General features: G+C 68.8%; 21 protein-coding genes. 11 read left to right on the top strand and 10 right to left on the bottom strand.

The window, feature by feature from the left end; genetic code table 11:
* Positions 1-64 precede the first annotated feature (64 nt).
* Positions 65-595, bottom strand: coding sequence for a TetR/AcrR family transcriptional regulator (locus GD1_RS10645; RefSeq protein WP_059036991.1), 531 nt, complete (start codon positions 593-595; stop codon positions 65-67).
* A gap of 159 nt (positions 596-754) precedes the next feature.
* On the opposite strand from GD1_RS10645, the gene GD1_RS10640 reads away from it, so the two are divergent.
* From GD1_RS10640 to GD1_RS10625, 4 genes are all read left to right on the top strand, one after another.
* Positions 755-1,900, top strand: a complete 1,146-nt coding sequence (locus GD1_RS10640; RefSeq protein WP_059036988.1) for an acyl-CoA dehydrogenase family protein — start codon at positions 755-757, stop codon at positions 1,898-1,900.
* 58 nt (positions 1,901-1,958) lie between these two features.
* Entirely contained in the window at positions 1,959-2,549 is a 591-nt protein-coding gene (locus tag GD1_RS10635; protein ID WP_083534073.1) for a phosphatase PAP2 family protein, read from the top strand.
* Between the two features lie 390 nt (positions 2,550-2,939).
* Entirely contained in the window at positions 2,940-5,132 is a 2,193-nt protein-coding gene (locus GD1_RS10630) for an outer membrane protein assembly factor BamB family protein (protein WP_244882654.1), read from the top strand.
* A 114-nt stretch (positions 5,133-5,246) separates the two neighbouring features.
* On the top strand, positions 5,247-5,948 hold the full coding sequence (locus GD1_RS10625; protein WP_244882652.1) for a hypothetical protein: 702 nt from the start codon (positions 5,247-5,249) through the stop codon (positions 5,946-5,948).
* On the opposite strand, the gene GD1_RS10620 is transcribed toward GD1_RS10625, so the two are convergent.
* From GD1_RS10620 to GD1_RS10580, 9 genes are all read right to left on the bottom strand, one after another.
* Positions 5,934-6,617: a TetR/AcrR family transcriptional regulator gene (locus GD1_RS10620; protein ID WP_053778819.1), complete on the bottom strand. Its 684-nt coding sequence runs from the start codon at positions 6,615-6,617 to the stop codon at positions 5,934-5,936. The two genes, GD1_RS10625 and GD1_RS10620, sit on opposite strands and share 15 nt — an antisense overlap.
* A gap of 40 nt (positions 6,618-6,657) precedes the next feature.
* A complete protein-coding gene (locus GD1_RS10615; protein WP_059036985.1) occupies positions 6,658-7,803 on the bottom strand; it encodes an acyl-CoA dehydrogenase family protein in 1,146 nt (381 codons plus the stop codon).
* 58 nt (positions 7,804-7,861) lie between these two features.
* Entirely contained in the window at positions 7,862-9,085 is a 1,224-nt protein-coding gene (locus GD1_RS10610; protein ID WP_059036984.1) for an acyl-CoA dehydrogenase family protein, read from the bottom strand.
* Positions 9,082-10,779 (bottom strand): class I adenylate-forming enzyme family protein, encoded by a 1,698-nt coding sequence (locus GD1_RS10605; protein WP_059036989.1) that lies wholly within the window; start codon positions 10,777-10,779, stop codon positions 9,082-9,084. The genes GD1_RS10610 and GD1_RS10605 overlap by 4 nt, the downstream gene beginning before the upstream one ends.
* A gap of 37 nt (positions 10,780-10,816) precedes the next feature.
* Positions 10,817-11,566, bottom strand: a complete 750-nt coding sequence (locus GD1_RS10600; RefSeq protein ID WP_053778789.1) for an SDR family NAD(P)-dependent oxidoreductase — start codon at positions 11,564-11,566, stop codon at positions 10,817-10,819.
* 32 nt (positions 11,567-11,598) lie between these two features.
* Positions 11,599-12,399: an enoyl-CoA hydratase-related protein gene (locus tag GD1_RS10595; protein WP_053778788.1), complete on the bottom strand. Its 801-nt coding sequence runs from the start codon at positions 12,397-12,399 to the stop codon at positions 11,599-11,601.
* A 202-nt stretch (positions 12,400-12,601) separates the two neighbouring features.
* Positions 12,602-14,194, bottom strand: a complete 1,593-nt coding sequence (locus GD1_RS10590) for a solute symporter family protein (protein WP_059036983.1) — start codon at positions 14,192-14,194, stop codon at positions 12,602-12,604.
* Positions 14,191-14,541, bottom strand: a complete 351-nt coding sequence (locus GD1_RS10585) for a DUF485 domain-containing protein (RefSeq protein WP_020793282.1) — start codon at positions 14,539-14,541, stop codon at positions 14,191-14,193. Before GD1_RS10585 ends, GD1_RS10590 begins: the two co-directional genes overlap by 4 nt.
* Positions 14,538-15,071, bottom strand: a complete 534-nt coding sequence (locus GD1_RS10580) for a nuclear transport factor 2 family protein (RefSeq protein ID WP_059036982.1) — start codon at positions 15,069-15,071, stop codon at positions 14,538-14,540. Before GD1_RS10580 ends, GD1_RS10585 begins: the two co-directional genes overlap by 4 nt.
* A 138-nt stretch (positions 15,072-15,209) precedes the next feature.
* On the opposite strand from GD1_RS10580, the gene GD1_RS10575 reads away from it, so the two are divergent.
* The 7 genes from GD1_RS10575 to GD1_RS10545 all read left to right on the top strand — a co-directional run bounded on the left by GD1_RS10575 (position 15,210) and on the right by GD1_RS10545 (position 22,941).
* Entirely contained in the window at positions 15,210-15,830 is a 621-nt protein-coding gene (locus GD1_RS10575; protein WP_053778786.1) for a TetR/AcrR family transcriptional regulator, read from the top strand.
* Positions 15,831-15,923: 93 nt separating this feature from the next.
* Positions 15,924-17,120 (top strand): acyl-CoA dehydrogenase family protein, encoded by a 1,197-nt coding sequence (locus GD1_RS10570; RefSeq protein WP_059036981.1) that lies wholly within the window; start codon positions 15,924-15,926, stop codon positions 17,118-17,120.
* Positions 17,117-17,797, top strand: coding sequence for a hypothetical protein (locus GD1_RS10565; RefSeq protein ID WP_053778785.1), 681 nt, complete (start codon positions 17,117-17,119; stop codon positions 17,795-17,797). Before GD1_RS10570 ends, GD1_RS10565 begins: the two co-directional genes overlap by 4 nt.
* Positions 17,794-18,681, top strand: a complete 888-nt coding sequence (locus tag GD1_RS10560) for an alpha/beta fold hydrolase (RefSeq protein ID WP_059036980.1) — start codon at positions 17,794-17,796, stop codon at positions 18,679-18,681. Before GD1_RS10565 ends, GD1_RS10560 begins: the two co-directional genes overlap by 4 nt.
* Entirely contained in the window at positions 18,678-20,390 is a 1,713-nt protein-coding gene (locus GD1_RS10555) for an AMP-binding protein (protein ID WP_059036979.1), read from the top strand. The genes GD1_RS10560 and GD1_RS10555 overlap by 4 nt, the downstream gene beginning before the upstream one ends.
* Entirely contained in the window at positions 20,383-21,606 is a 1,224-nt protein-coding gene (locus GD1_RS10550; RefSeq protein ID WP_373855306.1) for an acetyl-CoA C-acetyltransferase, read from the top strand. Before GD1_RS10555 ends, GD1_RS10550 begins: the two co-directional genes overlap by 8 nt.
* Before the next feature lie 264 nt (positions 21,607-21,870).
* A complete protein-coding gene (locus GD1_RS10545) occupies positions 21,871-22,941 on the top strand; it encodes an IS110 family RNA-guided transposase (protein WP_059036977.1) in 1,071 nt (356 codons plus the stop codon).
* Positions 22,942-22,952 lie beyond the last annotated feature (11 nt).

Here is a 22,952-nt window from a genome sequence, read left to right as displayed (position 1 = left end):
CCGCAGCCGACGCCGGGCAGCGACCACCTCAGAGGTCTTGGCGCAGGCGGGTATGTCGGCCGTGTCAGGCTCGCGCGTCGATACCGGTGGTGAGGATCGACGCCAGCTGGCGGTAGGCGCGGGCGTCGTCGAGGCCGGTGGCCGCGGCGACCTCGCGCCGCTGGATACGGGCCATCATGGTCGCCGCGAGGTCGGCGGCGAATGCCGCGTCGACGTCGCGGAAGTCGCCCGCGGCCACCCCGGCGGCGATCAGCTCCCGCACCCGCGCTGCCGCGGCCTCGGTGTTGCGCTCGTAGAGCTCGCGGGTGGGGGCAAAGGCATGCAGGTCGGACATGAACTGCGCGGACGCGGGGGACAGGGCCTCGCCGACGGCGATGAGATAGGTGGTGACCGCCTCACGGGCCGAGCCGGCCTGCCCGACCCGCTGCTCGACATGGTCGGTGGCCGTCCGGAAGAAGTGCGCGACGGTCCTGGTGACCAGTTGCTCCTTGCTGTCGGCGAGCGTGTAGAGCGTCGACTTGGAACACCGCAGTCGGGTCGCGAGATCCGACACCGACAGATGTGCGAACCCCTCGGCGAGCAGGAGCTCGAGCATCGCATCGAACAGGACGCCGCGTCGGCGGGTGGCGAAGTCGCCCCGCTGCGAACCCGCGTCGCGTGATGGGGTCACGGCCTCCTCCTTTCGTTCACCTGACAAGAATAGTACTGTGCGAGGTACTTGAGTACTGTTTCTATACTCCACGGAAGGCCGACCATGCCTGTTGACCGCCTGCTCCCCAGTGACGAGGCCCGCGATCTGATCGCACTGACCCGCGACATCGCCGACAAGCGGCTCGCCCCCATCGCCGATCAGCACGAGAAGGACGAGACCTACCCCGTCGGCCTGTTCGCCGAGCTCGGCGAGGCCGGTCTGCTGGGATTGCCGTACCCCGTCGAGTGGGACGGTGGCGCCCAGCCGTACGAGGTCTACCTGCAGGTCCTCGAAGAACTCGGTGCCCGGTGGGCGGCGGTCGCGGTGGCGGTCAGCGTGCACGGCCTCGCCTGCCATCCGCTGTTCACCTTCGGCACCGAGGAGCAGAAGCAGCGGTGGCTGCCCGATCTCCTGAACGGTCGCCTGATCGGCGCCTACAGCCTGTCCGAGCCGCAGGCCGGGTCCGACGCGGCTGCCGTGAACTGCCGTGCCGAGGCCACCGACGGCGGGTACCGGGTGACCGGCACCAAGGCGTGGATCACCCACGGCGGGATCGCCGACGTCTACAACGTCTTCGTCCGTACCGGCGAGGGGTCCAAGGGCATCTCGTGTCTGCTCGTCCCGCGGGACACCGAGGGCCTCACCTTCGGCAAGCCGGAGGAGAAGATGGGTCTGCACGCGGTCCCGACCACCGCCGCCACCTACGACGACGCCCTGATCGACGCCGGCCGGCTGATCGGCACCGAGGGCCAGGGCCTCCAGATCGCGTTCTCCGCACTCGATTCCGGCCGGCTCGGGATCGCCGCCGTCGCGACGGGCCTCGCCCAGGCCGCACTCGACGCCGCCGTCGAGTACGCGCAGGAACGAACCACCTTCGGCCGCAAGATCATCGACCATCAAGGTCTGGGCTTCCTGCTCGCCGACATGGCGGCGGCGGTGGACTCCGCCCGCGCGACCTACCTCGACGCGGCGCGTCGTCGTGACGCCGGCCGGCCCTACTCGCGCGCCGCCGCGACCGCCAAGCTGATCGCCACCGACACCGCGATGAAGGTCACCACCGACGCCGTGCAGGTACTCGGCGGCAACGGTTACACCCGCGACTTCCGCGTCGAGCGCTACATGCGCGAGGCCAAGATCACCCAGATCTTCGAGGGCACCAACCAGATCCAGCGTCTGGTGATCAGCCGCGCCCTCGCGTCGCAGACATAGTCGTGGCCCGGCCCGGTGGGGTCGGTCGGCGATCCAGGACGTCTCTACCCTGGTGGGCGTGACCCCGACCGTCCTCGCTCTGCCCCACCTCCGACTCGACGACGAGGTGATCGGCTGGGTGGTCGACGACCGGCGTGAACCGTGGGTCGGGCTCGCCCATGCGGTCACGGTGCTGGGCAACACCCTCACCCTGACCGTGATCTGCCTGATCGTCGTGGCCGCACTGCTGATCCGGCGGAAGGTCGGCATGGCGGTGCTGCTCGGCGCAGGTGCCCTGCTGGGCTCCGCGGCGATGGTGACGCTCAAACACATCTTCGGCCGCACCCGTCCACCGGTCACCGACCGGCTCCTGACCATCGAGAGCTACTCCTTCCCGTCCGGACACGCGATGATGTCGATGGTCGTGTACTGCCTGCTGGCCGTCGTCGCATTCGGTGTCAGCGGATGGGTACGCGATCACCGGTGGGTGCTGCTCGCGGCCCCGCTGCTGTCCATCGCGATCGGACTCACCCGGATCTACCTCGCGGTGCACTGGCCCACCGACGTCCTCGCCGGGTGGGCGTTCGGCGCGATGTGGGTGGTGCTGTGCGTGTGGATTTTTGGTCTCTTCGAACGATGGACCCATCGGACAGAGGTCGGTTCTACTTGAGGGATGTCCGATTTGGGTTCGCGCGACGACCATTCCCAGGAAGACGACCAGACCGGCCACATCGCGCGGCCCGCCCCGCCGACCACCATCGGCTCGGACCCGGCGTACAACCCGACCATGGCCCGTCCCATCCCCGACCCGGCGGCGATGCCGGGTCCGATGCCCACCCAGCCCGGGCCCCATCCCTCCGGGCCTCACGCTTCCGGGCCTTACTCTTCCGGTCCCTATCCTTCTGGGCCCTACGCTTCTGGGCCTTATCCGTCTGGTCCCCATACCGGTGCGCACCATCCGAGCGGCCCGTATCCCGGACCCGGGTACCCGCCCGGCAACTACACAGCCCCAGCCCCGCAGGGCTCCCGACGAGGGCCGCTCCCATGGCTGCTCGCCGCGGTGGCCGTGCTGTGCGTCGTGGCCCTCGTCGTCGGCGGGCTGGTGTGGTGGCAGCACGGCCGTTCGGGTTCCGACGACGAGACCCGGGCCCTGTTCCCCGGCCAGCTCACCGGGGCGTTCCCGACGGCGCCCACACCGGCCTGGACGCTGCGGCCGTCGGATCTCGGGGGTGAACGCTTCGTCGGACCGACCTCGTCGCTTCCCACATACGGCAGCGTCGGTGTGGTCGCCGACGACACCACCGTCGTGACGCTCGCCGGTGGATCGGCGGCCTCCACCGGTCGCCACCTCGTCGGCGTCGACGCGGCCACCGGCACGCACTGGACGTCGCAGCAGCTGTTCAAGGCGTGTGCCGACACCATCGTCGACCGGCGCATCGCCTGCATCGACGCCGATCACATGGTGTTCCTCGACACCACCGACGGCACGGTGCTCGCCGAGCAGCCGATGCCCTCACCGCAGGCGTTCAGCGTCGCCTACAACGGAACGGCCGCGTTCACCCGCGTCTACGAGACGTACTCCGATTCCGTGCGGCTGGTGAAGATCACGCCCACCGGAACCGAGTGGGCCAAGGAATTCGTGATCCCCAACCGCAGCGGCAGCGGCGACGGCTACACGTTCACCGCGACCGATGCGCTGGTGGCCATCGCACACGGGGGATCGGTGATCGTCGCCTCGGCGGTCGACGGGCGCGAGATCCTGCGTCGTCCGGGCAGCATCGAGATCGGGACACTCGCCGACGGGTCCCTGGTCACCACGCTCGGCAGCGGCGGGATCAACGGCACCCGGGGGCCGATCGCGGTGATCCGCCCCGACGGCACCGTCAGTGAGATACCCGGCGCCACGTTCGGCGTCCCGCAGGTGGCCGCACCCGATCTGCGGGACACCGTCCTGGTGGACGGCAAACTGGTCTCGGTCGCCGACCGTACGAGCTCCTGGGCCACCGGTGTCTTCACCGAGCCCGTCTACTCGGCCAGGGTTCCGGTCGCCGACGACCGCCAGGTCGTCACGATCGGCGCGGGCGGCCAGATGATCGCCGCCGACACCGCCACCGGCGTCGTCCGGTGGTCGCTGCCGGTCGAGACGTCGGGCTACGCCGACGACGTGGCGGTGACCGACGGCACCCGGATCCTGGTGGGTGGTGAGGGCGGTGCCCTGACCGCCGTCGACCTCGAGTCCGGTGCGCCGCAATGGAACATCCCGGGAGCGCAGCTCGGCGACGGGCAGGCACCACTGGTCCTCGCGGTCGGCGGCCGACTGGTCACCGTCACCGGCACGGCGATCACCGCCTTCGCACCCACCGGCGGCGACGCGGTGGCACCCGGGGCACCGCCGGCACCGATCGAGGCACCGGCGGGTTATGTGACCCGCTGCGGCACCCCGCCGCGATTCGTCCCCGACAAGTTCGTCACCACCCCGGCCGGGCTGGTGGTGACGATGAAGGTGGTCGCCACCTGCCCGAGTGGAGACGTGTTGTCGGGCAACAAGACCCGGATCAGCATCAGTGATCCGAGCGGACTGATCGCCTCCGGTGACTTCGACTTCAGCTCATCGCCGCTCGCCGTCGGGTCCTCCGACGCCGGTTCCGGGATCACCCTGGACCTGACGTATCCGCCGGGGTCGTTCTTCCGCACGCCGGACACCCTCGGGTCGGTCGGTGGCGCCGCCGGGAGCACCTCGGCCGGTCCGATCGTCGTCGACTGCGTTCCGGGTCCGCCGACCACCGACACGCTGCCCGCCCCGGCGGACGGGTCGACCGCCGCGCCGCAGACCGCGACCGGGGCGGTGATCCCGCCGGGTGTCGACGTCTCGGCGACCACCGGCAACGCCTTGCGCGCACAGGCCGATTCCGACCGCGCGTTCATCCTGGCCAACCTGAACAACCGGTGGGTGGCGCAGCTGTCGTCCAAGCGGCCGGGGCTGGTCGCCGACGGCAAGACCTGGGACAACCAGGCGATCCTCGACGAGTTCCTGGCCAACCGCCTGCGCTTCGGTGATGCGCGGCTGCTCTACAGCGACGAGTGGAGCGTGTTCAACTACCGCGGTTGGTGGGTGACGGTCGCGACACCGACGTTCCCGGGCCCCGACCAGGCCAATGCCTGGTGTGTGCAGCAGGGCTTCGACGGCGACCACTGCTTCGCCAAGCTGATCAGCACCACCGCGCCGCCGGACGGGTCCACCCGCTACCGCTGATCGGCACCCCGTCGGCGACCCCTGTCCGGCGACTTCTGCGTGAATGCCGGACAGGGTGAAGTGCGCCCGCGTATGGTCATATTTCATATTTGATGTACGTCTACGCGGGGTGGCGTGCACCGAGTGTGGTCGGGGGACGAGATGAGCGGTGCGGCGGTGGCGGGAATCGTGGTCGGGGCGGTTCTCGTCATCGGCGTGCTCGCCGTGGTGGGCGGGATCGTCGCCTACGGACTGGCGACGCGCCCCGACCGGTTCGCGGTACGGGAGATGCGCCTGGCCGATGTCGACCGCTACATCGAGAAGACCGCGTCGTTCGCCATCGTGCTGGAATGCACCACGCCGCTGTCGCGCGGGGAGGTGTGGTCGCGGTTGACGCAGGTCCGGTATCTGTCGTCGCTGCCCCTGCTGGCGGGGCCGACATGGACCGATGCGGCCGACCGAAGTGAACCGGTCGTCGGTGCCGGGCGGACCATGTCGGGCACGATCCTGTCGGTGGCGCAGCGGGTGATCGGCGTGATCCCCGGCGAGCGGCTGACCCTGGCCGGTACGGGGATCTCGGTGCCGTGGGCCATCGCGGACTTCGCCGGGCGGTTCACCATCGTCGACGGGCCGCGTCCGCGCACCGTCACGGTGCGGTGGGAGATCGCCGGGTCGCCGCGCTGGGTGGGCTGGTTGCCGTGGCGCTGGTGCGTACCGATCGCCCGGCCGGTACTCGCCTTCGTGTTACGGCACATCCTGCGGCTCAAGCCGTTTCGCCGCCCGACCGATCACCCGGGGGTGCCCGGCGGGCGGCGCGGGAACTCAGATTTCGGCTAGATATCCGGCGAGTCGTTCGGGTATCACCATCGCGGGCAACGCCATTCGCAACTGCGCCTCGACGTAGGCGTCGAAGCCGAATTCGGCACCGAAATGCCACTGCTTGAGCGCCCATCCGTGGGCCAGCATCATCAGGTCGAAGACGGCGAGGTCGGCCTCGACGTCGGCGCGGATCAGCCCGGCGTCGACCGCGGCGAGGATCGCCTCGCGCATCGGCCCGGCCGTCTCCACCTCGAGCTGTTTGATCCGTTCGCGGCCCCCGGCGTCGAGCGTGCGGCTCTCCCGATAGGTGAGCACCACCGCATCCCGGTTCTCGTCGACGATCCGCGCGTACTGACGGAAGCCGGCGATCAGCTGCTCCACCGGGTCGTCCCCGGCGAGGTCCATGGCCGGCTGGAGCTGATCGCGGAACTTCTCGAGGATGTCCACGATCGCGGCCAGGAGGATGTCCTCCTTGTTCCCGAAGTACTTGTAGAACAGTCCGACGCTGACGCCCGCCTCCTCGGCGAGTGCCTGCATCGACATCTGGTGGAACCCGGTGCGTTCCATCACCGCGACCGCGGCGTCGAGCAGTTGACGGCGCCGCGAGGAGATCCGTACCGCCCGCACCGCGTCCTCGACGCTGCTCGTGCCGTCCACGCCGGTGCGTGCTGCTGCCGCCTTTGCCACCACTCCTCCTCGATTCGGGTGAACTCCTGGAGTCTAGTGGTCAGATTCCCAGGTCTTTCGCGATGATCGTCTTCATGATCTCGGTGGTCCCGCCGTAGATCGTCTGGATGCGGGCATCGATGAACGCCCGCGACACCGGGTACTCCCGCATGTAGCCGTATCCGCCGTGCAGCTGCAGACAGCGGTCGGCGGTGCGGACCTGCAACTCGGTGGCCCACCACTTGAGCCGGGCCGCGCGGGCCGCGGTCAGTTCACCGGCGACGTGTTCGGCGATGCAGTCGTCGAGGAAGGTGCGCGCCAGGTCCAGTTCGGTGGCCAGCTCGGCGAGCACGAACTGGGTGTTCTGGAACGACGACACCGGTGACCCGAAGGCGGTGCGTTCCTGCACGTACTCCAGGGTGCGGGCAAAGGTGCCCTCGGCGGCGGCGACGGCCCCGATGGCCAGCGACAACCGTTCCTGCGGCAGGTTGTGTACCAGCTGGTAGAAGCCCTGCCCCTCCTCGCCGAGCCGGTTGGCCACCGGCACCCGCATGTCCTCGAAGGCCAGTTCGCTGGTGTCCTGGGCGTGCAGGCCGATCTTGTCGAGCTTGCGGCCGCGCACGAAGCCGGGGGTGTCGGCCTCCACGACGAACAGGGTCAGACCCTTGTGCTTCTCCGGGCCGGTGCGGGTGGCGACGACGAACAGGTCGCCGTTGCGGCCGTTGGAGATGAACGTCTTGGAGCCGTTGACGACGTAGTGGTCGCCGTCGCGGACCGCCGAGGTGCGGATACCGGTGAGATCGGACCCGGCGCCCGGCTCGGTCATCGCGATACCGAGCACCGTCTCGCCGCTGACCACACCGGGCAGCCAGCGCGCCTTCTGCTCGTCGTCGGTCATCTCGGTGAGGTACGGCAGGACGACGTCGTTCTGCAGCGAGAAGGCGATCGCCTCGGCGGCCGCACCGGTGCGGGCGGTCTCCTCGATCACGATCGCGTGATACCGGAAGTCGTCGACGCCGGGGCCGCCGAACTCCTCGGGTACCGGGAAGCCGAGCAGGCCGTTCTCACCCGCCTCGGTGAACAGGCTGCGCTCCCACAGCCCGGCGTGCTCCCACTCCTCGTGGTGCGGGGTGATCTGGTCGGCGACGAACTTCGTGACGGTGTCGCGGAACTGACGGTGCTCGATGTCGTGGGTGAGTGCGCTCATGGTGTGTCCCTGTGGTCTCGCGGGTCGGTGATGAGAGGAGCGGCGTGGCCGATCCGGTTCAGCGGAAGGCGTTCTCGCCGGTGAACGCCTGGCCGAGGACGAGCTGGTGCATCTCCGGGGTGCCCTCGTAGGTCAGCACCGACTCGAGGTTCACCATGTGCCGGATCACCGGGAACTCCAGCGAGATACCGTTGCCGCCCAGGATGGTTCGCGAAGTGCGGCAGATCTCGATGGCCTCCCGGGTGTTGTTGAGCTTGCCGAAGCTCACCTGGTCGGGGCGCAGGCCCACGGTGTCCTTCAGCCGTCCCAGATGATAGGCCAGCAGGTTGGCCTTCTGCAGTTCCACACCCATGTCGGCGATCTTGGCCTGGGTCAGCTGGAAACCGGCGAGCGGGCGGCCGAACTGGGTGCGGGCCTTGGCGTAGTCGACGGCGGCGACCCATGCCGAGCGGGCCGCACCGACCGCACCCCAGAGGATGCCGTAGCGGGCCTCCGACAGACTTGCCAGCGGCGCCTTGATCCCGGTGCCGCCGTACGAGTTCCGGCCGTTCCCGTCGACGCCGCCGGGCATCATCGCATCCGCGGGCAGCCGGACGCCGTCGAGCACGATCTCACCGGTGGTCGAGGCGCGAAGCGAGAGCTTGTGCTTGATCTCCGGGGTGGTCACCCCGGGGGTGTCGGTGGGCACGATGAAGCCGCGGATGCCCTCGTCGGTGCGGGCCCAGACGACGGCCACGTCGGCGATGGGGGAGTTGGTGATCCACATCTTGCGGCCGTCGAGGATCCAGTCGGAGCCGTCGCGGCGGGCACGGGTCTTCATCGACGCCGGGTCGCTGCCCGCGTCGGGTTCGGTCAGGCCGAAGCATCCGATGGTGGTGCCGGCCGCCATCCCCGGAAGCCAGTGCTGCTTCTGTTCCTCCGAGCCGTTGTTGTAGATCGAGAACATCGCCAGCGACCCCTGCACCGACACCATCGAGCGGATGCCGGAGTCGGAGGCCTCGAGTTCGAGGCAGGCCAGACCGTAGTGCACCGCACTCGATCCGCCGCAGCCGTAGCCGTCGAGGTGCATGCCCAGGACACCGAGGTCACCGAACTGCTTCATCAGGTCGCGCGCGATCGGGATGGAACCCTGCTCGAACCAGTCCGCGACCTGCGGGGTGACGTGCTCGGTGAGGAAGCCGCGGACCGAGTCGCGCACGGCGAGTTCGTCGTCGCTGTAGCCGAGGTCGATGTTGAGGGGATCGGTCGCCGAGAATGCCGGCAGGGCGGTCTGGGTGCTCATGATTGTGTTCCTTGGGGCTTGCGGGGTGCGATGAACCGGCCGTCGGACATCTCGGCCGCGGCGGATTCGGTTGCCTTGTAGTGCAGCTTCTTTCCGGTCGCCGACACCGGCAGGGAGTCGACGATCCGGTAGGCGCGGGGCCGTTTGAACTGCGAGAGCATCGGGTGGTCTCGGCAGAACTCGTCGAGTTCCTCGGCGGTCGGGGTGGTGCCGTCGGCGGCCAGGACGTAGGCGACGACGACCTGCCCCCACCGCTCGTCGGGGACACCCACCACCAGGGAGTCGGCGACGTCGGGATGGCTGTTGAGCGCCTCCTCCACCTGTACCGGGTGCACGTTCTCGCCACCGGAGATCAGCATGTCGTCCTTGCGGCCGACGATGGTGACGAACTCCTGGGCGTCCCAGGTGGCCAGGTCGCCGATGTGCAGCCAGCTGCCGTTGTACTTGGCCTTCTCCTGAGCCGGCGAATCATAATATGCGGCTGCGCATTTGGGGGATCGGATGATCACCTCGCCGACCTCGGAGCCGTCGCGGGCGACGACCTCGTCGGGGGAGGCGAGGTGGCCGTCGTCGTGCACCTTGACCACGCGGACGTCGTCGTCGATGCAGGCACGGCCGGCCGTTCCGGCATGGTCGGGCAGATCCACCGGGCGCAGGAAGGTGTTCCAGAATCCCTCGGTGCTGCCGTAGCCGTTGAAGATCCGCGGCGTGAGGACCTCCTGGTAGCGCAGGGCGGCCTCGCGCTCGAGTGGGGCGCCCATCGTGACGATGCCCCGCAGACTCGACAGATCACGGGGCCGGGCGACCTGGGCGGCGGTCAGCATGGCGAGGTTGGTGGGCGCGCCGATCAGGAAGGTCAGCCGGTACTTCTCCACCCAGTCGAGGGTCAGCTCCGGGTCGAAGGTCCGCATCGGGACCAGGGCCGACCCCAGGTAGAACGTGGGATTGGGTCCGGCACAGTACAATCCGCCGCGGTGGAACCACGGCGTCATGTTGAGGGTGCGGTCCTCGGGGGAGAGCGGGAAATGCATGATGACGTCGTGCGCGGAGAAGATCTCGATCGCGCTGTTCATCGGTACGGCCTTGGGCATCCCGGTGGTGCCCGAGGTGTAGAGACGGGTGGTCTCGTCGAACACGCCGCGATCGACCTGGGGCGGAGCCGAATCCGAGGGCAGATCGGCGAAGCGGATCGAGACCGCGCCGTCGACCAGCGGGCCCGCACCCACGCCGACCAGCACCTCGGGGGTGTGGTCGGCGCGGGCGATCGCGTCGGTGACCATCGGGGTGAACTCGGTGTCGTAGACGTACACCTTGGGGCGGCTGACATCGAGGATCACCGCGGTCTCGCCGGCGGCGAGGCGGAAGTTCACCGGTGACCCGACCGCACCGGCCGCCTGGGTGGCCAGGTACAGCTGGGCGAACTCCGGACCGTTGAGCAGCTGGTAGGCCACCACGTCGCCGGGTGCCACACCGCGGCCGGCCAGGCCTGCGGCGAGGGCGTCGACGGCGGCACCGAGCCGGCCGTAGGTCCATTCGGTGTCGGTGGTCGGGTCGATCATCGCCACCGTGCCGGCATACCGGGACACGTTGCGGCGGAAGCCGTTCAGGTAGGTGAACTCGTGCTCGAAGAACGACCGGTACTGATGGGCGTCGTAGACGTAGGGAGTCTCGGAACGAGGCGAGGCGATGGTCATGTCGGGATCTCCGGTGGTCACTCGGGGGTGGGGCCGCTCAGCCGGCCATGGTGAGTCCGCCGCTGACGCTGATCACCTGTCCGGTGATGAACGACGCCGCGGGGGAGGCGAAGAACAGGACGGGCGCGGCGACCTCGTCGGGCCGGGCCAGGCGGCGGAACGGGATCGCCTTGACCAGAGCCTCTTTCAGCTTGTCCGGCTGCGCCTGGAACAGCGGGGTGTCGGTGGGGCCGGGGCACACCGCGTTGACGGTGATCTGGTAGCGGGCCATCTCGCGGGCCAGCGACTTGCTCAGTGCGATCACGCCGCCCTTGGCGCCGGCGTAGATGCTCTCGCCGGCCGAACCGACGCGGCCGGCATCCGAGGCGAGGTTGATCACGCGGCCACCCTGCCAGCCCTCGGACTTGGCGGCCTCGACCATGCCGGGCAAGAAGGCGCTGGCCATGTGGACCGGGCCGAGGTAGTTGATCGCCACGACCTTCTCGGCGAACTCGGGGGTCGCATTGAGGAACTGGTCGGTGCGGTCCCAGCCGGCGGCGTTGACCAGGATGTCGGGGACACCGACCTCGGCGTTCACCGCGTCACGCAGGGCGTCGACGGCGGCACGGTCGGCGACGTCGACCTTCATCGGGACGATGTTCGCGGTGCCCTCGGCGGTGCGCTTGGCGGCGTCGAGGTCGAGGTCGGCGGCGACGACGGTGACGCCCTGGGCGGCGAAGGCCTCGGCGATCGACTTGCCGATACCCGATCCGGCTCCGGTGACGACGGCGATGCTGTTGGTGATCATGGTGTTTCGGTGTCCTCTCGGCGTCAGACGACTCAGATGGCGGCGTACTTGTTGAATTCCGGCATCCGCTTCTCGGCGAATGCGGTGGCACCCTCGGCGCCCTCGGCGGTGTGGTGGGTGAACAGGTCCAGGGCGCTCATCGCGAGGTTGGACAGGCCCGCCTGGTGGTCGGTGTCGGCGTTGAAGCTCTGCTTGAGGAAGCGGATCGCGGTCGGCGACTTCTCGGCGATCTCGGCGGCGATCTTCTTGGCCTCGTCGAGCAGGTCGGCGGCCGGGACGACCCAGTTGACCAGGCCCCAGCGCTCGGCGGTCTCGGCGTCGTACTGGCGGCACAGGTACCAGATCTCACGGGCGCGCTTCTCGCCGACGATCCGGGCGAGGAAGGCCGAGCCGAAGCCGGCATCGAAGGAGCCGACCTTGGGGCCGGACTGGCCGAAGCGTGCGGTGTCGGCGGCGATGGTCAGGTCGCAGAGCACGTGCAGGACGTGTCCGCCACCGATGGCCAGACCGTTGACCGCGGCGATGACCGGCTTGGGGATGTCGCGAATCGTCTTGTGCAGGTTGCCGATCTCGAACATGCCGCTCTCGCTGGGGCCGTAGTCGCCGGTCTCGGCGCGCTGCTTGACGTCCCCACCGGTGCAGAATGCCTTCTCGCCGGCGCCGGTGAGGATCACCACCTGCACCTGCTGGTCGGCCCAGGCGCGGCGGAAGGCGTTGATCATCTCCTCGACGGTCTTCGCGCGGAACGCGTTGTACCGCTGCGGGCGGTTCATCGTGATGATCGCGGTCGGGCCCTCGACGGTGTAGTCGATGTCTTCGTAGGTGGGGTTCATGACGTGCTCCCTTGGTGAATCGACGGACGGTGTGATCACCGCTTCACTGTGAATGAACGTACATTCACCCATCCGGGCGTGTCAAGGGTCACAGTCGGGGATCCGGCGGACATCTCGGTGTCGGGAAAGCACAAAGCGAGGTCACGGCCGGTGCTCGGGGCACCAGCCGCGACCTCGCGGATCGGCGGGAAGGGGGTCGGGATCAGTGTGCCGAGGCGACCTCGGCACCCAGACCGGTCTCCGAGCGCACGATCATCTCCGCGAACTTCTCGTCCGCATCGGCGGCGCCGGTCCGGTCGGGCCGGCTCAGCAGCGAGCCGACGACGCAGGCGATCAGGCTCAACGGCAGGGTGATCACCACCGGCAGCTGGATGGTCAGCGGCGCCGGGCCCGAACCCGGCCACAGGGCCGGGGTCAGCATCAGCGTGATGATCGTCGACGACAGGCCGACGAGGATGCCGTACATCGCCCCGGTGGCGGTGAAACCCCGCCAGTTGAGACTCAGCACCAGCGCCGGGAGATGGGCGCTCGCGGCCACCATGAACGCCATCCCCATGAAGTAGGTGATGTTGGTGTCGTCGCCGATGACCATCGTCAGCGCGATCGCGATCAGGCTGAACACCACCGCACCGTAGCGGGCGACGACGGCCTGCGACTGGTCGTCGACCTCACCGGCCGGGGCCCGGGTGACGGTGGGCCACACATCGCGGGCGAAGGTGCCCGCCGCCGAGATCACCACCCCGGCGACGACGGCGATGATCGAGGCGAAGGCAACCGCCGACACCATCGCCAGCGCCAGCGACCCGCCGATCGTCCCGGCGCCACCGCCGAGGTCGGTGACCAGCGCGGGCGCGGCGAGATTGCCCGACGTGCCGACCCGCTCGGAACCGTTGGCGCCCAGCAGTGCTGCCGCACCGAAACCCATCACGACGACGATCAGGTAGAACATGCTGCACAGCGCCACCGTCCAGCCGAGGGACCGGCGTGCGGTGGCGGCCTCCGGGACGGTGAAGAAGCGGATCAGGATGTGGGCCATCCCCGCGGTGCCCAGGGCGAAGGTGAGGGCATAGGAGACCAGGTTGACCGGCCCGCCGGAGCCGAAGATCTGTCCCGGACTCAGGATCGCGTCGCCGGCCGCGGCATTGTGGGTGGCCGAGTCGAGCAGGAGCGGGAAGCTGAAGCCGAACTTCGACAGCACGCCCACGCCGATGATGATCGCCAGGATCGCCAGGATCGACGACTTGATCACCTGCACCCAGGCGGTGGCCAGCATGCCGCCGACGAAGACGTAGACCGCCATCAGCAGGCCGGCCACGAGCACCGACACCCAGAACGGGATACCCGCGACGGACTCGAGAAGTGTTCCGGCGGCGACCATCTGGGCCAGGAGCACAAAGGTGCACGTGGCCAGGGTGCTCAGCGCGACGGCCACCCGCACGCGGCGTGACCCGGAGCGGAACACCAGCACGTCGGCGATCGTGTACTTGCCGATGTTGCGCATCTTCTCGGCCAGCAGGAACAGTACCGGGAGGAACGAGATCACCGACGCGAACAGGATCACGGTGCCGTCGACACCCTGATAGAAGATCAGGCCGGTGGTGCCGAGGAAGCTGCCGGCGGAGATGAACTCGCCGGAGATGGCAAAGCCGTTCTGCCAGCTGCCGATCGAGCGGCCTGCGGCGAAGAAGCCGTCGGCACTGCGGGACCGGCGGGCGACGGCGAAGGTCACCCACAGCGTCAGTGCGATGACCGCGACGCAGATGGCGATGGCGAGATGGTCGGTGCCGTGGGTCATCGGGCGGTCTCCTTGCTCTCGGACGCGGCCGACACCGCGGCCAGGGCGGCGTCGGCGGCCGGTTGGATGTAGGTCCGGGCCAGCCGGAAGTAGCAGAACACCAGCACCCAGGTGCCGACGAACTGCGACAGCACCACCCACAGCGACAGCGGGACGTCGAGGATCTCGACGCTGCCGAGCACATCCGGGAAGCCGGCGAAGCCGACGACGAAACCGCTGAACAGGGCGATGGTGAGCACACTCATCAGTGCGGTGACCCGGCTGCGGCGCCGGCGGAGCTCGGTCACCTCGGGGAGGGCCAGGACGCTGCTCCACGAGGTGGGGGAGGTGACGGTCAGGTCGATCATGGCCGCACCGCCGCACGTCGGGCCGTGTCCAGGGCGAAGAGGTTCTCGTCCCAGCCGTCGGCGAGCGGGCCGAAGAAATGGAACCGGACCTGCTTGACGCGGTAACGCCACACGCCGTCGACCTTGACCACCTGGTCGGTGTAGCGGCCCGCCGCGATCGAGGCGGTGCCGTCGGTGACGCAGGGCTGCCAGAGAAACGAGTGCACGGTGGCGGTGTCGCCGTCGAGTTCGATGTCGAGATTGGTGATGAAGTGCCAGAACGCGGTCAGGCCACCTGCGGCGAGACCGGCGAAGAAGGTGCGCAACTCGGCCTTGCCGCGGGGGTGACCGAGTCCGTCGAACTCGCCGTCCTCGGTGAACAGGTCTAGCAGGGCGTCCCAGTCGCCGTCGTCGAGGTGACGGCAGTAGCGGGCGTCCAGGGAACGGATCTGCTCGAGGTCTTCGAGACGGGTCAGCCGATCGAGTGTCGACGGCGTCAGAGGTGTGGCCGGCGTGCTCTCGGTGAGAGGGGAAGCGGGGGGATGGGACATGAGGTCCTCCGAAGGGTTGGGGAGGGGTTAACGAGCGTTCATGTGATTGAGACCATAGTCCGCCGAACCGTCCTGGGTCAATGCCCACAGATGGAGCCGTTCTTGCAGGTGGGGGTCGTGGTACCTACGCTTCGGTACATGAACAGTCGATCGTCGAGCGCGCAGATGTCGGTGCGAGACCGGATCGTCGAGGCGGCGCTCGACGAGTTCTTCGCCTCCGGATTCCATGGGGCCAACATGCGGAGCATCGCCAAAATCGCAGGTTGTAGCGCTGCCAATGTCTACAACCATTTCGAGAACAAGTCGGCACTCCTCGTCGAGATCCTCCGGGTGGCCAGTGACGAGCAGTTCACCGCCACCCGCAACGCCCTGCGGAAGGCGGGGGCCGATCCCGCCGAGCGATGGCGTCTGGCGGTCGCCGCACATGCGCACTTCGTGGCGACGCATCCGCGCGAGTGCCTGGTGGCCAACACCGAACTCCGCTATCTCGACGAGATCGACCGCAAGCGCGTCGTCGGGTCCCGTGATGCGCAGGAACAGCTGTTCGTCGAGATCGCCACCAAGGGCTCTGAACAGGGAGTGTTCTCTGTCGGCAGGGTGTCGGAGGCGGTCACGGCGGTGTTGACGATGTGCTCGGGTATCCCGCTCTGGTTCCGTCCGGACGGCCCGCTGTCCGCCCGTGAGGTGGCCGACGACTACGGCGACTTCGCGCTGAACCTGATGGGCTTCCGGCCGGCGGGGGCCGAGATCACCCGTTGACCTCGGGCCGGGGACATGCTGTACTGGGTGAACGCTTGTTAATCACATTCCGGTGATCGAGCGCGCTGATCCGCAGATCGTCCAGGAGCTCATATGACCCACCGACCGTCGCAGCCGCGTACCGACAGCCCCCGCTACCTCACCGAGGAGCGCATCGCCATCCGCGATCTGGCCCGGGAGTTCGCCATGACCCAGGTCCTGCCCGTCGCCAACGAGCTGGACCCGGTGCAGGGCACCATCCCCGACGCACTCAAGAAGGCGATGGCCGAGGTCGGCTTCTTCGGGATCATGATCCCCGAGGAGTTCGGTGGCCTCGGCCTCGGTGTGTTCGAGTATTGCCTTGTCGCCGAAGAACTCTCACGCGCCTGGATGAGTGTGTCCGGCTTGCTGGCCCGTGGCAACGGGATGGGCGGCGGCTTCACCCCGGAGCAGGAGGCGGCACTGCTGCCGCGGGTGGCCCGCGGTGAGTACCTCGGCGCCTACGCGCTGTCGGAGGCCGAGGCGGGTTCCGACGTCGCCAACATCTCCTGCCGGGCGACCCGGGAGGGCGACGAGTGGGTGGTCAACGGCACCAAGATGTGGTGCACCTACGCCGATGAGGCCGACTACCTGGTGCTGTTCGTCCGCACCGACCCGAACAAGGACCCGGCCAAGCCGCACCGCGGCATCAGCACATTCCTCGTGGAGAAGGAACGCGGCGTGTTCCCCGAGGGCATCTCGGGAACCAAGGTCCGCAAGATCGGCTACTTCGGCTGGAGCACGTGGGAGCTGTCCTTCGAGGACTTCCGGATTCCCGCCGACCGCATGCTCGGTGAAGAGGGCAAGGGTTTCTACCTCGCCGTCAGCGGTCTGGAGGTGGGCCGGGCACATACCGCGGCCCGCGCCATCGGACTCGCGCGCGCCGCCCTCGAGGACTCCATCGCCTACCTGCACACCCGTCGGCAGTTCGGCCACGAGCTCGCCGACTTCCAGCACCTGCGGTTCAAGGTCGCCAAGATGGCCGCCGACATCGAGGCCGCCCGCCAGCTCATGTACTCCGTCGCCACCGACATCGACACCGGTCGCCGCTGCTCGCTGGAGGCGTCGATGTGCAAACTCGTCGCCACCGAGATGGCCGAACGCGTGACCAGCGAGGCGGTCCAGATCCACGGCGGCGCCGGCTACACCACCGATTTCCAGGTCGAGCGCCACTGGCGTGACGCACGCCTGACCAAGATCTTCGAAGGGACCAGTGAGATCCAGATGCGCATCATCTCCGACGAGCTCCTGGGCCGGGGGCCGGCCGCATGAGTACCGCCGTGACCGTGGCCGGTGCCCGGACGGTGCGGGTCGGCGACCACACCGACTGGCGTCGTGACCTCGATCCGCTCGCCCAGGCCCCGGTGCCCGGTGCGGTCCGGATCGGCTCCTCCTGGCAGGTCGAGGGACCGGCCGGCGGGACCGGACCACGGTGGTCGGATGCGGTGATCACCCGCGTCACCGCCGCCACCGTGCACCGCGACATCGTCGTCACCGACGCCGCCGGCGCGGTGTGCGAGCGGGGCACCGAGGTCTGGCAGCTGTCCGATGCTCTGGAACCCATTGCGGCGCTGAACTTCTGCTCGCCGGAATGGGCTGAGCTGATCGGTGTCCGCCTGGCCGCCGACGACGCCTTCGTCGCCTCGCTGTCCACCTGGGACGGCGCGATCGGCCTGCGGTGCGACGAGCGCGAGATCCAGCTGCGGATCTACAAGGGACGCATCATCGACGTCACCCGCCGCTGCCCGCACGGCGCGACGTTCACCTTCATCGCCTCCGGCCGTGCCTGGGTCGATCTGGTGTCCGACGCCGACAACGACTTCATGCGCCGCGCGATCCGCGGCGAGTTCAGCAGCTCCGGAGACGGATACGAGTACCTGCGGCTCACCAAGCCGCTCGACATGATCGTCGGCCACGCCCGTGCGATCGCACGGGAGGTGTCGGCATGATCGAGGCACGCTATCTCGAGATCGGCGGGTCCACCGGCTTCGTCGAGATCCATCTCCCGGCCGCGCACGGCCCCGCCGGCGCGGGCCTCGGTACCGTCCTGTGTATCCACACCGCAGGCCAGAGCGGGGTGCAGTGGCGTCACGCCGCCCGCGCCCTCGCCGCCCGCGGCTACCGGGTGATCGTCCCGGACCTGCCCGGACACGGCCGCTCCGAGCCCGCGGTCGGAGGACCGGTCACCGACCTGGTCACCTACGGTGACTGGCTGGTGGAGGTCCTCGAGGTGCTCGGCGTCGAGCGCCCCTACGTCCTGGGCTGCTCGATCGGCGGGAAGCTCACCCTCGAACTCGCCTGCCGGCCCGACACCCCGCTCGCCGGGGCGCTCGCCATGGCCGCCGACGCCGCACCCGGCGCGGTCAACGTCAACGGATTGCGCCGCGAACTCGAGGACGTCGCCGGACCGTCGCGCGCCGAACGCACCTACCTGGGCACCCTCGCCTCGGTGGGCCGGTCGGTGCCGAAGGAGACCGCCCACCTCATCGGACTCATGCACAAACGGGAGGACCCGGAGATCTCGTCGTCGGACCTGATCGGCTGGGGTACCCACGACGTGCGTCACCGGCTGGCCGACCGGACCTGCCCGATCCATCTGGTCTGCGGTGTCGACGACCCGTGGATCGACGTCGAGCGGGTCCGCCGACGGGCGGCGGGCCTCGCATCGTCGGGCCCGGCCGCAGACCGGCGTGCCGTGACCTTCACGGCCCTGCCCGGGATCGGCCACTACCCGATGGAGGAGATCGCCGACTTCGCCGGCCTGGCCGCCGGATGGATCGACGAACTGCGGTCGACCGCAGCCGATCCGGAGAAGACGGAGGTGTCGGCATGAGTGTCACCCTGGACGCGTCGGCGCTCGGTGCGCTCGGCGCCGACCTGGTGTCGGCCGATCCCGACGCGGTGGCCGTCTACGACGTCGTCGACGGCCGGCCGGTCCCGGTCACCCGCGGGCGGCTCGCACACCGCGCCGAGGTCCTCGCCCAAGAACTGCGTGCGGTGGGGGTGCGCCGCGGACACTGCGTCGCGGTGCTGATCCCCAACTGGTCCGACGCCCTGGTGTGGCAGTTCGCCGCCGCCGCGCTCGGCGCCCACGTGATCGGCATCAACACCCGCTACAACGTCGGGGAGGTGCGTCACATCCTGGTGGCCGCCCGGCCCGTCGTGGTGGGTCTGGCCACCGACTTCCACGGACTCGACCTCACCGGGATCCTCGTCGACGCCGCCGCATCGGCGGAGGTGACACCACCGATCGTCGCCGCGGTCGCCGGGCCGGGCGCCGCCGGCGATCCCGTACCGGCTCCCGACCTCGGCTCGGGCACCTGGATCGCCGGACACGGCGGCACCGAGGGCCTGCGCGTTCCCGACGTCGGCGATGTCGCGGTGCTCACCGCCGCCGGGATCGACGACCGGGCCGATGACGCCCTCGCCGTGGCCTTCACGACGTCGGGCTCCACCGGTACGCCCAAGCTTGCCGCCCACCGGGATTCGGCGGTCGTCGACCACGCCCGTGCCGACGCCGCCGTGATGGGCATCGGCCCCGGTGACGTGGTGCTGTGCGTGCTGCCGGTGTCCGGGGTGTTCGGGTTCAGCACCGCGCTGGCCGGTCTCGCCGGGGGTGCGGGCCTGCTGATGGAGCCGGTGTTCGACGCCGCGGGCACCCTGGCGCGGATGGCGCGACTCGGGGTGACCCACGCCGTCGGCGGCGACGACCTGTTCGGGCGTCTGTACGACACCTGGCACGGCGGCGAGCGCGCCGATCTCAGTGCATTGCGGTGGATCGGGATCGCCGACTTCCTCGGCCGGTCCCAGGCGATCGCCGACTGGGCCCGCACCGAGTTCGGCACCCACACCACCGGGGTCTTCGGATCGTCGGAGGTGTTCGCACTGGCATTGCTCTGGGCCGACACCGATCCCGAGGCCCTCAGGTGGAACGGTGGGGGACGCCCGGTCTCGGATGCGGTGCAGGTGCGGATCGCCGACCCGTTCGACCACACCGAGGTCGACACCGGCGTACAGGGCGAACTGCAGTTCCGCGGAACCAATGTCGTCGACGCCTATCTGGGAAACGCAGCGGCCGCACAGGATTCGTTCACCGCCGACGGCTGGTTCCGCAGCGGTGATCTGGGTGTGGCCACCGGCGACGGCGGATACACCTATGTCTGCCGGATGGGAGATGCCCTGCGGCTGCGCGGTTTTCTCGTCGACCCGGCCGAGATCGAGCATCGCCTCGCCGAGCATCCCGCGGTCGCGACCGCCAAGGTGGTCGGTACGACGGCCGACGACGGCCACACCGTCGCCGTGGGATTCGTGGTGCTCGACGAGGTCGCCGTGAGTGGCGGTACGGCCGAGCCGGTGGACGCCGCCGTGCTGAAGGACTGGTGTCGCACGAGCCTGGCCGCGTTCAAGGTGCCCACCACGGTGCACGTGATCGAGGCGATGCCGACCACCGTGGGCGGAAACGGTAGCAAGATCAAGGCCGCCGAGCTGCGCGTCTGGGCGCAGCGGTGGGCCGATTCAGAAAGGGACCATCGTCGTGTCTGACCTACAGGATGTCGTGATCTGTGAACCGCTGCGGACGCCGGTCGGCCGGTACGGCGGTGTCTTCGTCGACGTCCCCGCCGCCGACCTCGCCGCCGGGGTGATCACCGAATTGCTCGCGCGCACCGAGATCGACGCGGAGTCCATCGACGATGTCATCTTCGGCCAGTGCTATCCGAACGGTGAGGCCCCGGCGATCGGCCGGGTCGCCGCGCTGGACGCCGGACTGCCGGTGACCGTTCCCGGCCTGCAACTCGACCGGCGCTGCGGGTCGGGGCTGCAGGCGGTGCTCGACGCCGCGATGCGCGTACAGACCGGCGTCGCCGACGTGGTGATCGCCGGCGGGGTGGAGTCGATGAGCCGCGCCGAGTACTACACCGAATCCATGCGATGGGGCGCCAAGGGCCGGCCCGCGGCACTGCACGACCGGCTCGCGCGTGGCCGTGTCACCGCCGGTGGCCGCAACCACCCGGTGCCCGGCGGCATGCTCGAGACCGCCGAGAACCTGCGGCGCATCTACGGCATCAGCCGTCAGGAGCAGGACGAACTGGCCGTCGAATCCCACCGCCGCGCCGTGGCCGCGACCGACGGGGGACGTTTCGCCGACGAGATCGTGCCGGTGTCGGTCCCGCGACGCAAGGGCGACCCCGAGATCATCGACCGCGACGAGCATCCGCGTCCCGATGCGACCGTGGAGTCACTGGCCCGGCTGCGTCCGGTGATGGCCGCCGACGACCCCGACGCCACCGTCACCGCGGGCAATGCCAGCGGCCAGAACGACGGCGCCGCAGCCTGCCTGGTGACCAGCCGGGCGATGGCCGAGCAACTCGGGATGCGCCCGCTGGCACGCCTGGTCACCTGGGCGGCGGCCGGTGTCGCACCGTCGGAGATGGGGATCGGCCCGGTCCCGTCCACCGCGAAGGCCCTCGAACGTGCAGGCCTGGACCTCGCCGACATCGATCTGATCGAACTCAACGAGGCCTTCGCCGCGCAGGCCCTCGCCGTGACCCGCGAATGGAAGTTCGGTGCCGCCGACTTCGAGCGCACCAACGTCAACGGTTCGGGCATCTCGCTGGGCCACCCCGTCGGCGCCACCGGCGTCCGCATCCTGGCGACCCTGCTGCGTGAGATGGACCGCCGCGGCGCACGCTACGGCCTGGAGACCATGTGCATCGGCGGCGGACAGGGCCTGACGGCCGTCTTCGAACGGGTGAACTGACACCGGTGGTTGGTGATTTCTCAGTGTCACTCTTGTGGAGCCACCAAGTTGGTGGTTGTGTTCAGTCCACCGGGCATCTGGCTCTGTTGGTGGTTGACCGTTCCCGACAATTGTTGGGGATTGGTCACGGCTCATTCTGCCGATGCCCGGGTGGACGGACCGACCGGATGTGACTTGATAGGAGCGTGGCAACCGCCCCCACTGAGATATGTCCTACCGGCCGGCCCGACTGTCACCATTCCGTTCGACAGAAAGGCATCTTCCATGATCATCGTTGGCGCCGATGTACACAAGCGCTCACACACATTCGTCGCGGTCGATACCGCCGGCAGACAACTGGGCACCGTGACCGTGCCCGCCACGACCACCGGTCACCAGACCGCCTTGCGGTGGGCCCACGCCACGTTGGGTACCGACTTGGTGTGGGCGATCGAGGACTGCCGCAATATGTCGGCGCTCCTCGAACGTGACCTGCTGACCGCGAACCAGAAAGTGGTGCGGGTCGCCCCGCATCTGATGGCCGAACACCGCAAGACCGGCCGCCAACCAGGTAAGTCCGATCCGATCGACGCTCTGGCCGTCGCCCGGGCCGCTGCCCGTGAACCCAACCTCCCGATCGCCTCACACGATGAGGTCAGCTACACGGTGAAAGCACTCACCGACTATCGGGAATCACTTGTCCATGAACGGACTTCGAAGATCAACCGGGTGTTGTGGCGGGTGCATGCGATCGATCCGGAACACGAAGTGAAGAAGGGAGGTTTGAACCGGACGAAGCATCAGAAACTCCTCGCGGCCTGGTTGCAGACCTGCGACCGCGGCGCTGTCGATGTGCTGTTGGCGATCAAGGAGGTGGCTGCGATCGCGGCGTTGACCGTGGAGATCAACGAGGTGTACAAGCAGTTGTCGGCGTTGGTTGCGGTCGCGGTGCCGTCGCTGGTGGCGTTGCCTGGTTGTGGGATCCTCAGTGCGGCGAAGTTGCTCGGCGAGTCTGCCGATATCTCGCGTTTCGGTACCGAGGCTCAGTTCGCTCGGCATGCTGGGATCGCTCCGGTGCCGGTGTGGTCGGGTAAGTCGGCGGGTAAGCATCGGTTGACGCGTTCGGGGAATAGGCAACTCAATGCGGCGGTCCATCGGATTGCGTTGACCCAGTCTCGTATGCCTGACAGTCTCGGGCATGCCTATTACGCGAAGAAACGTGCCGAGGGTAAGAAGTCTCGTGAGGCGATGCGTTGCCTGAAACGGCGACTCGTACGCACAATTTTTCATCGTCTGGTCACCGATCACGCTGCTCGTTCGCACACCGAAATCCTGGTTCCAGGAGCAGCCGCTTGACATAGGAGCGA

This window comes from Gordonia desulfuricans NBRC 100010, assembly GCF_001485495.1.
Lineage (GTDB): Bacteria > Actinomycetota > Actinomycetes > Mycobacteriales > Mycobacteriaceae > Gordonia > Gordonia desulfuricans.
This window is presented reverse-complemented; position numbering and strand designations above follow the sequence as displayed.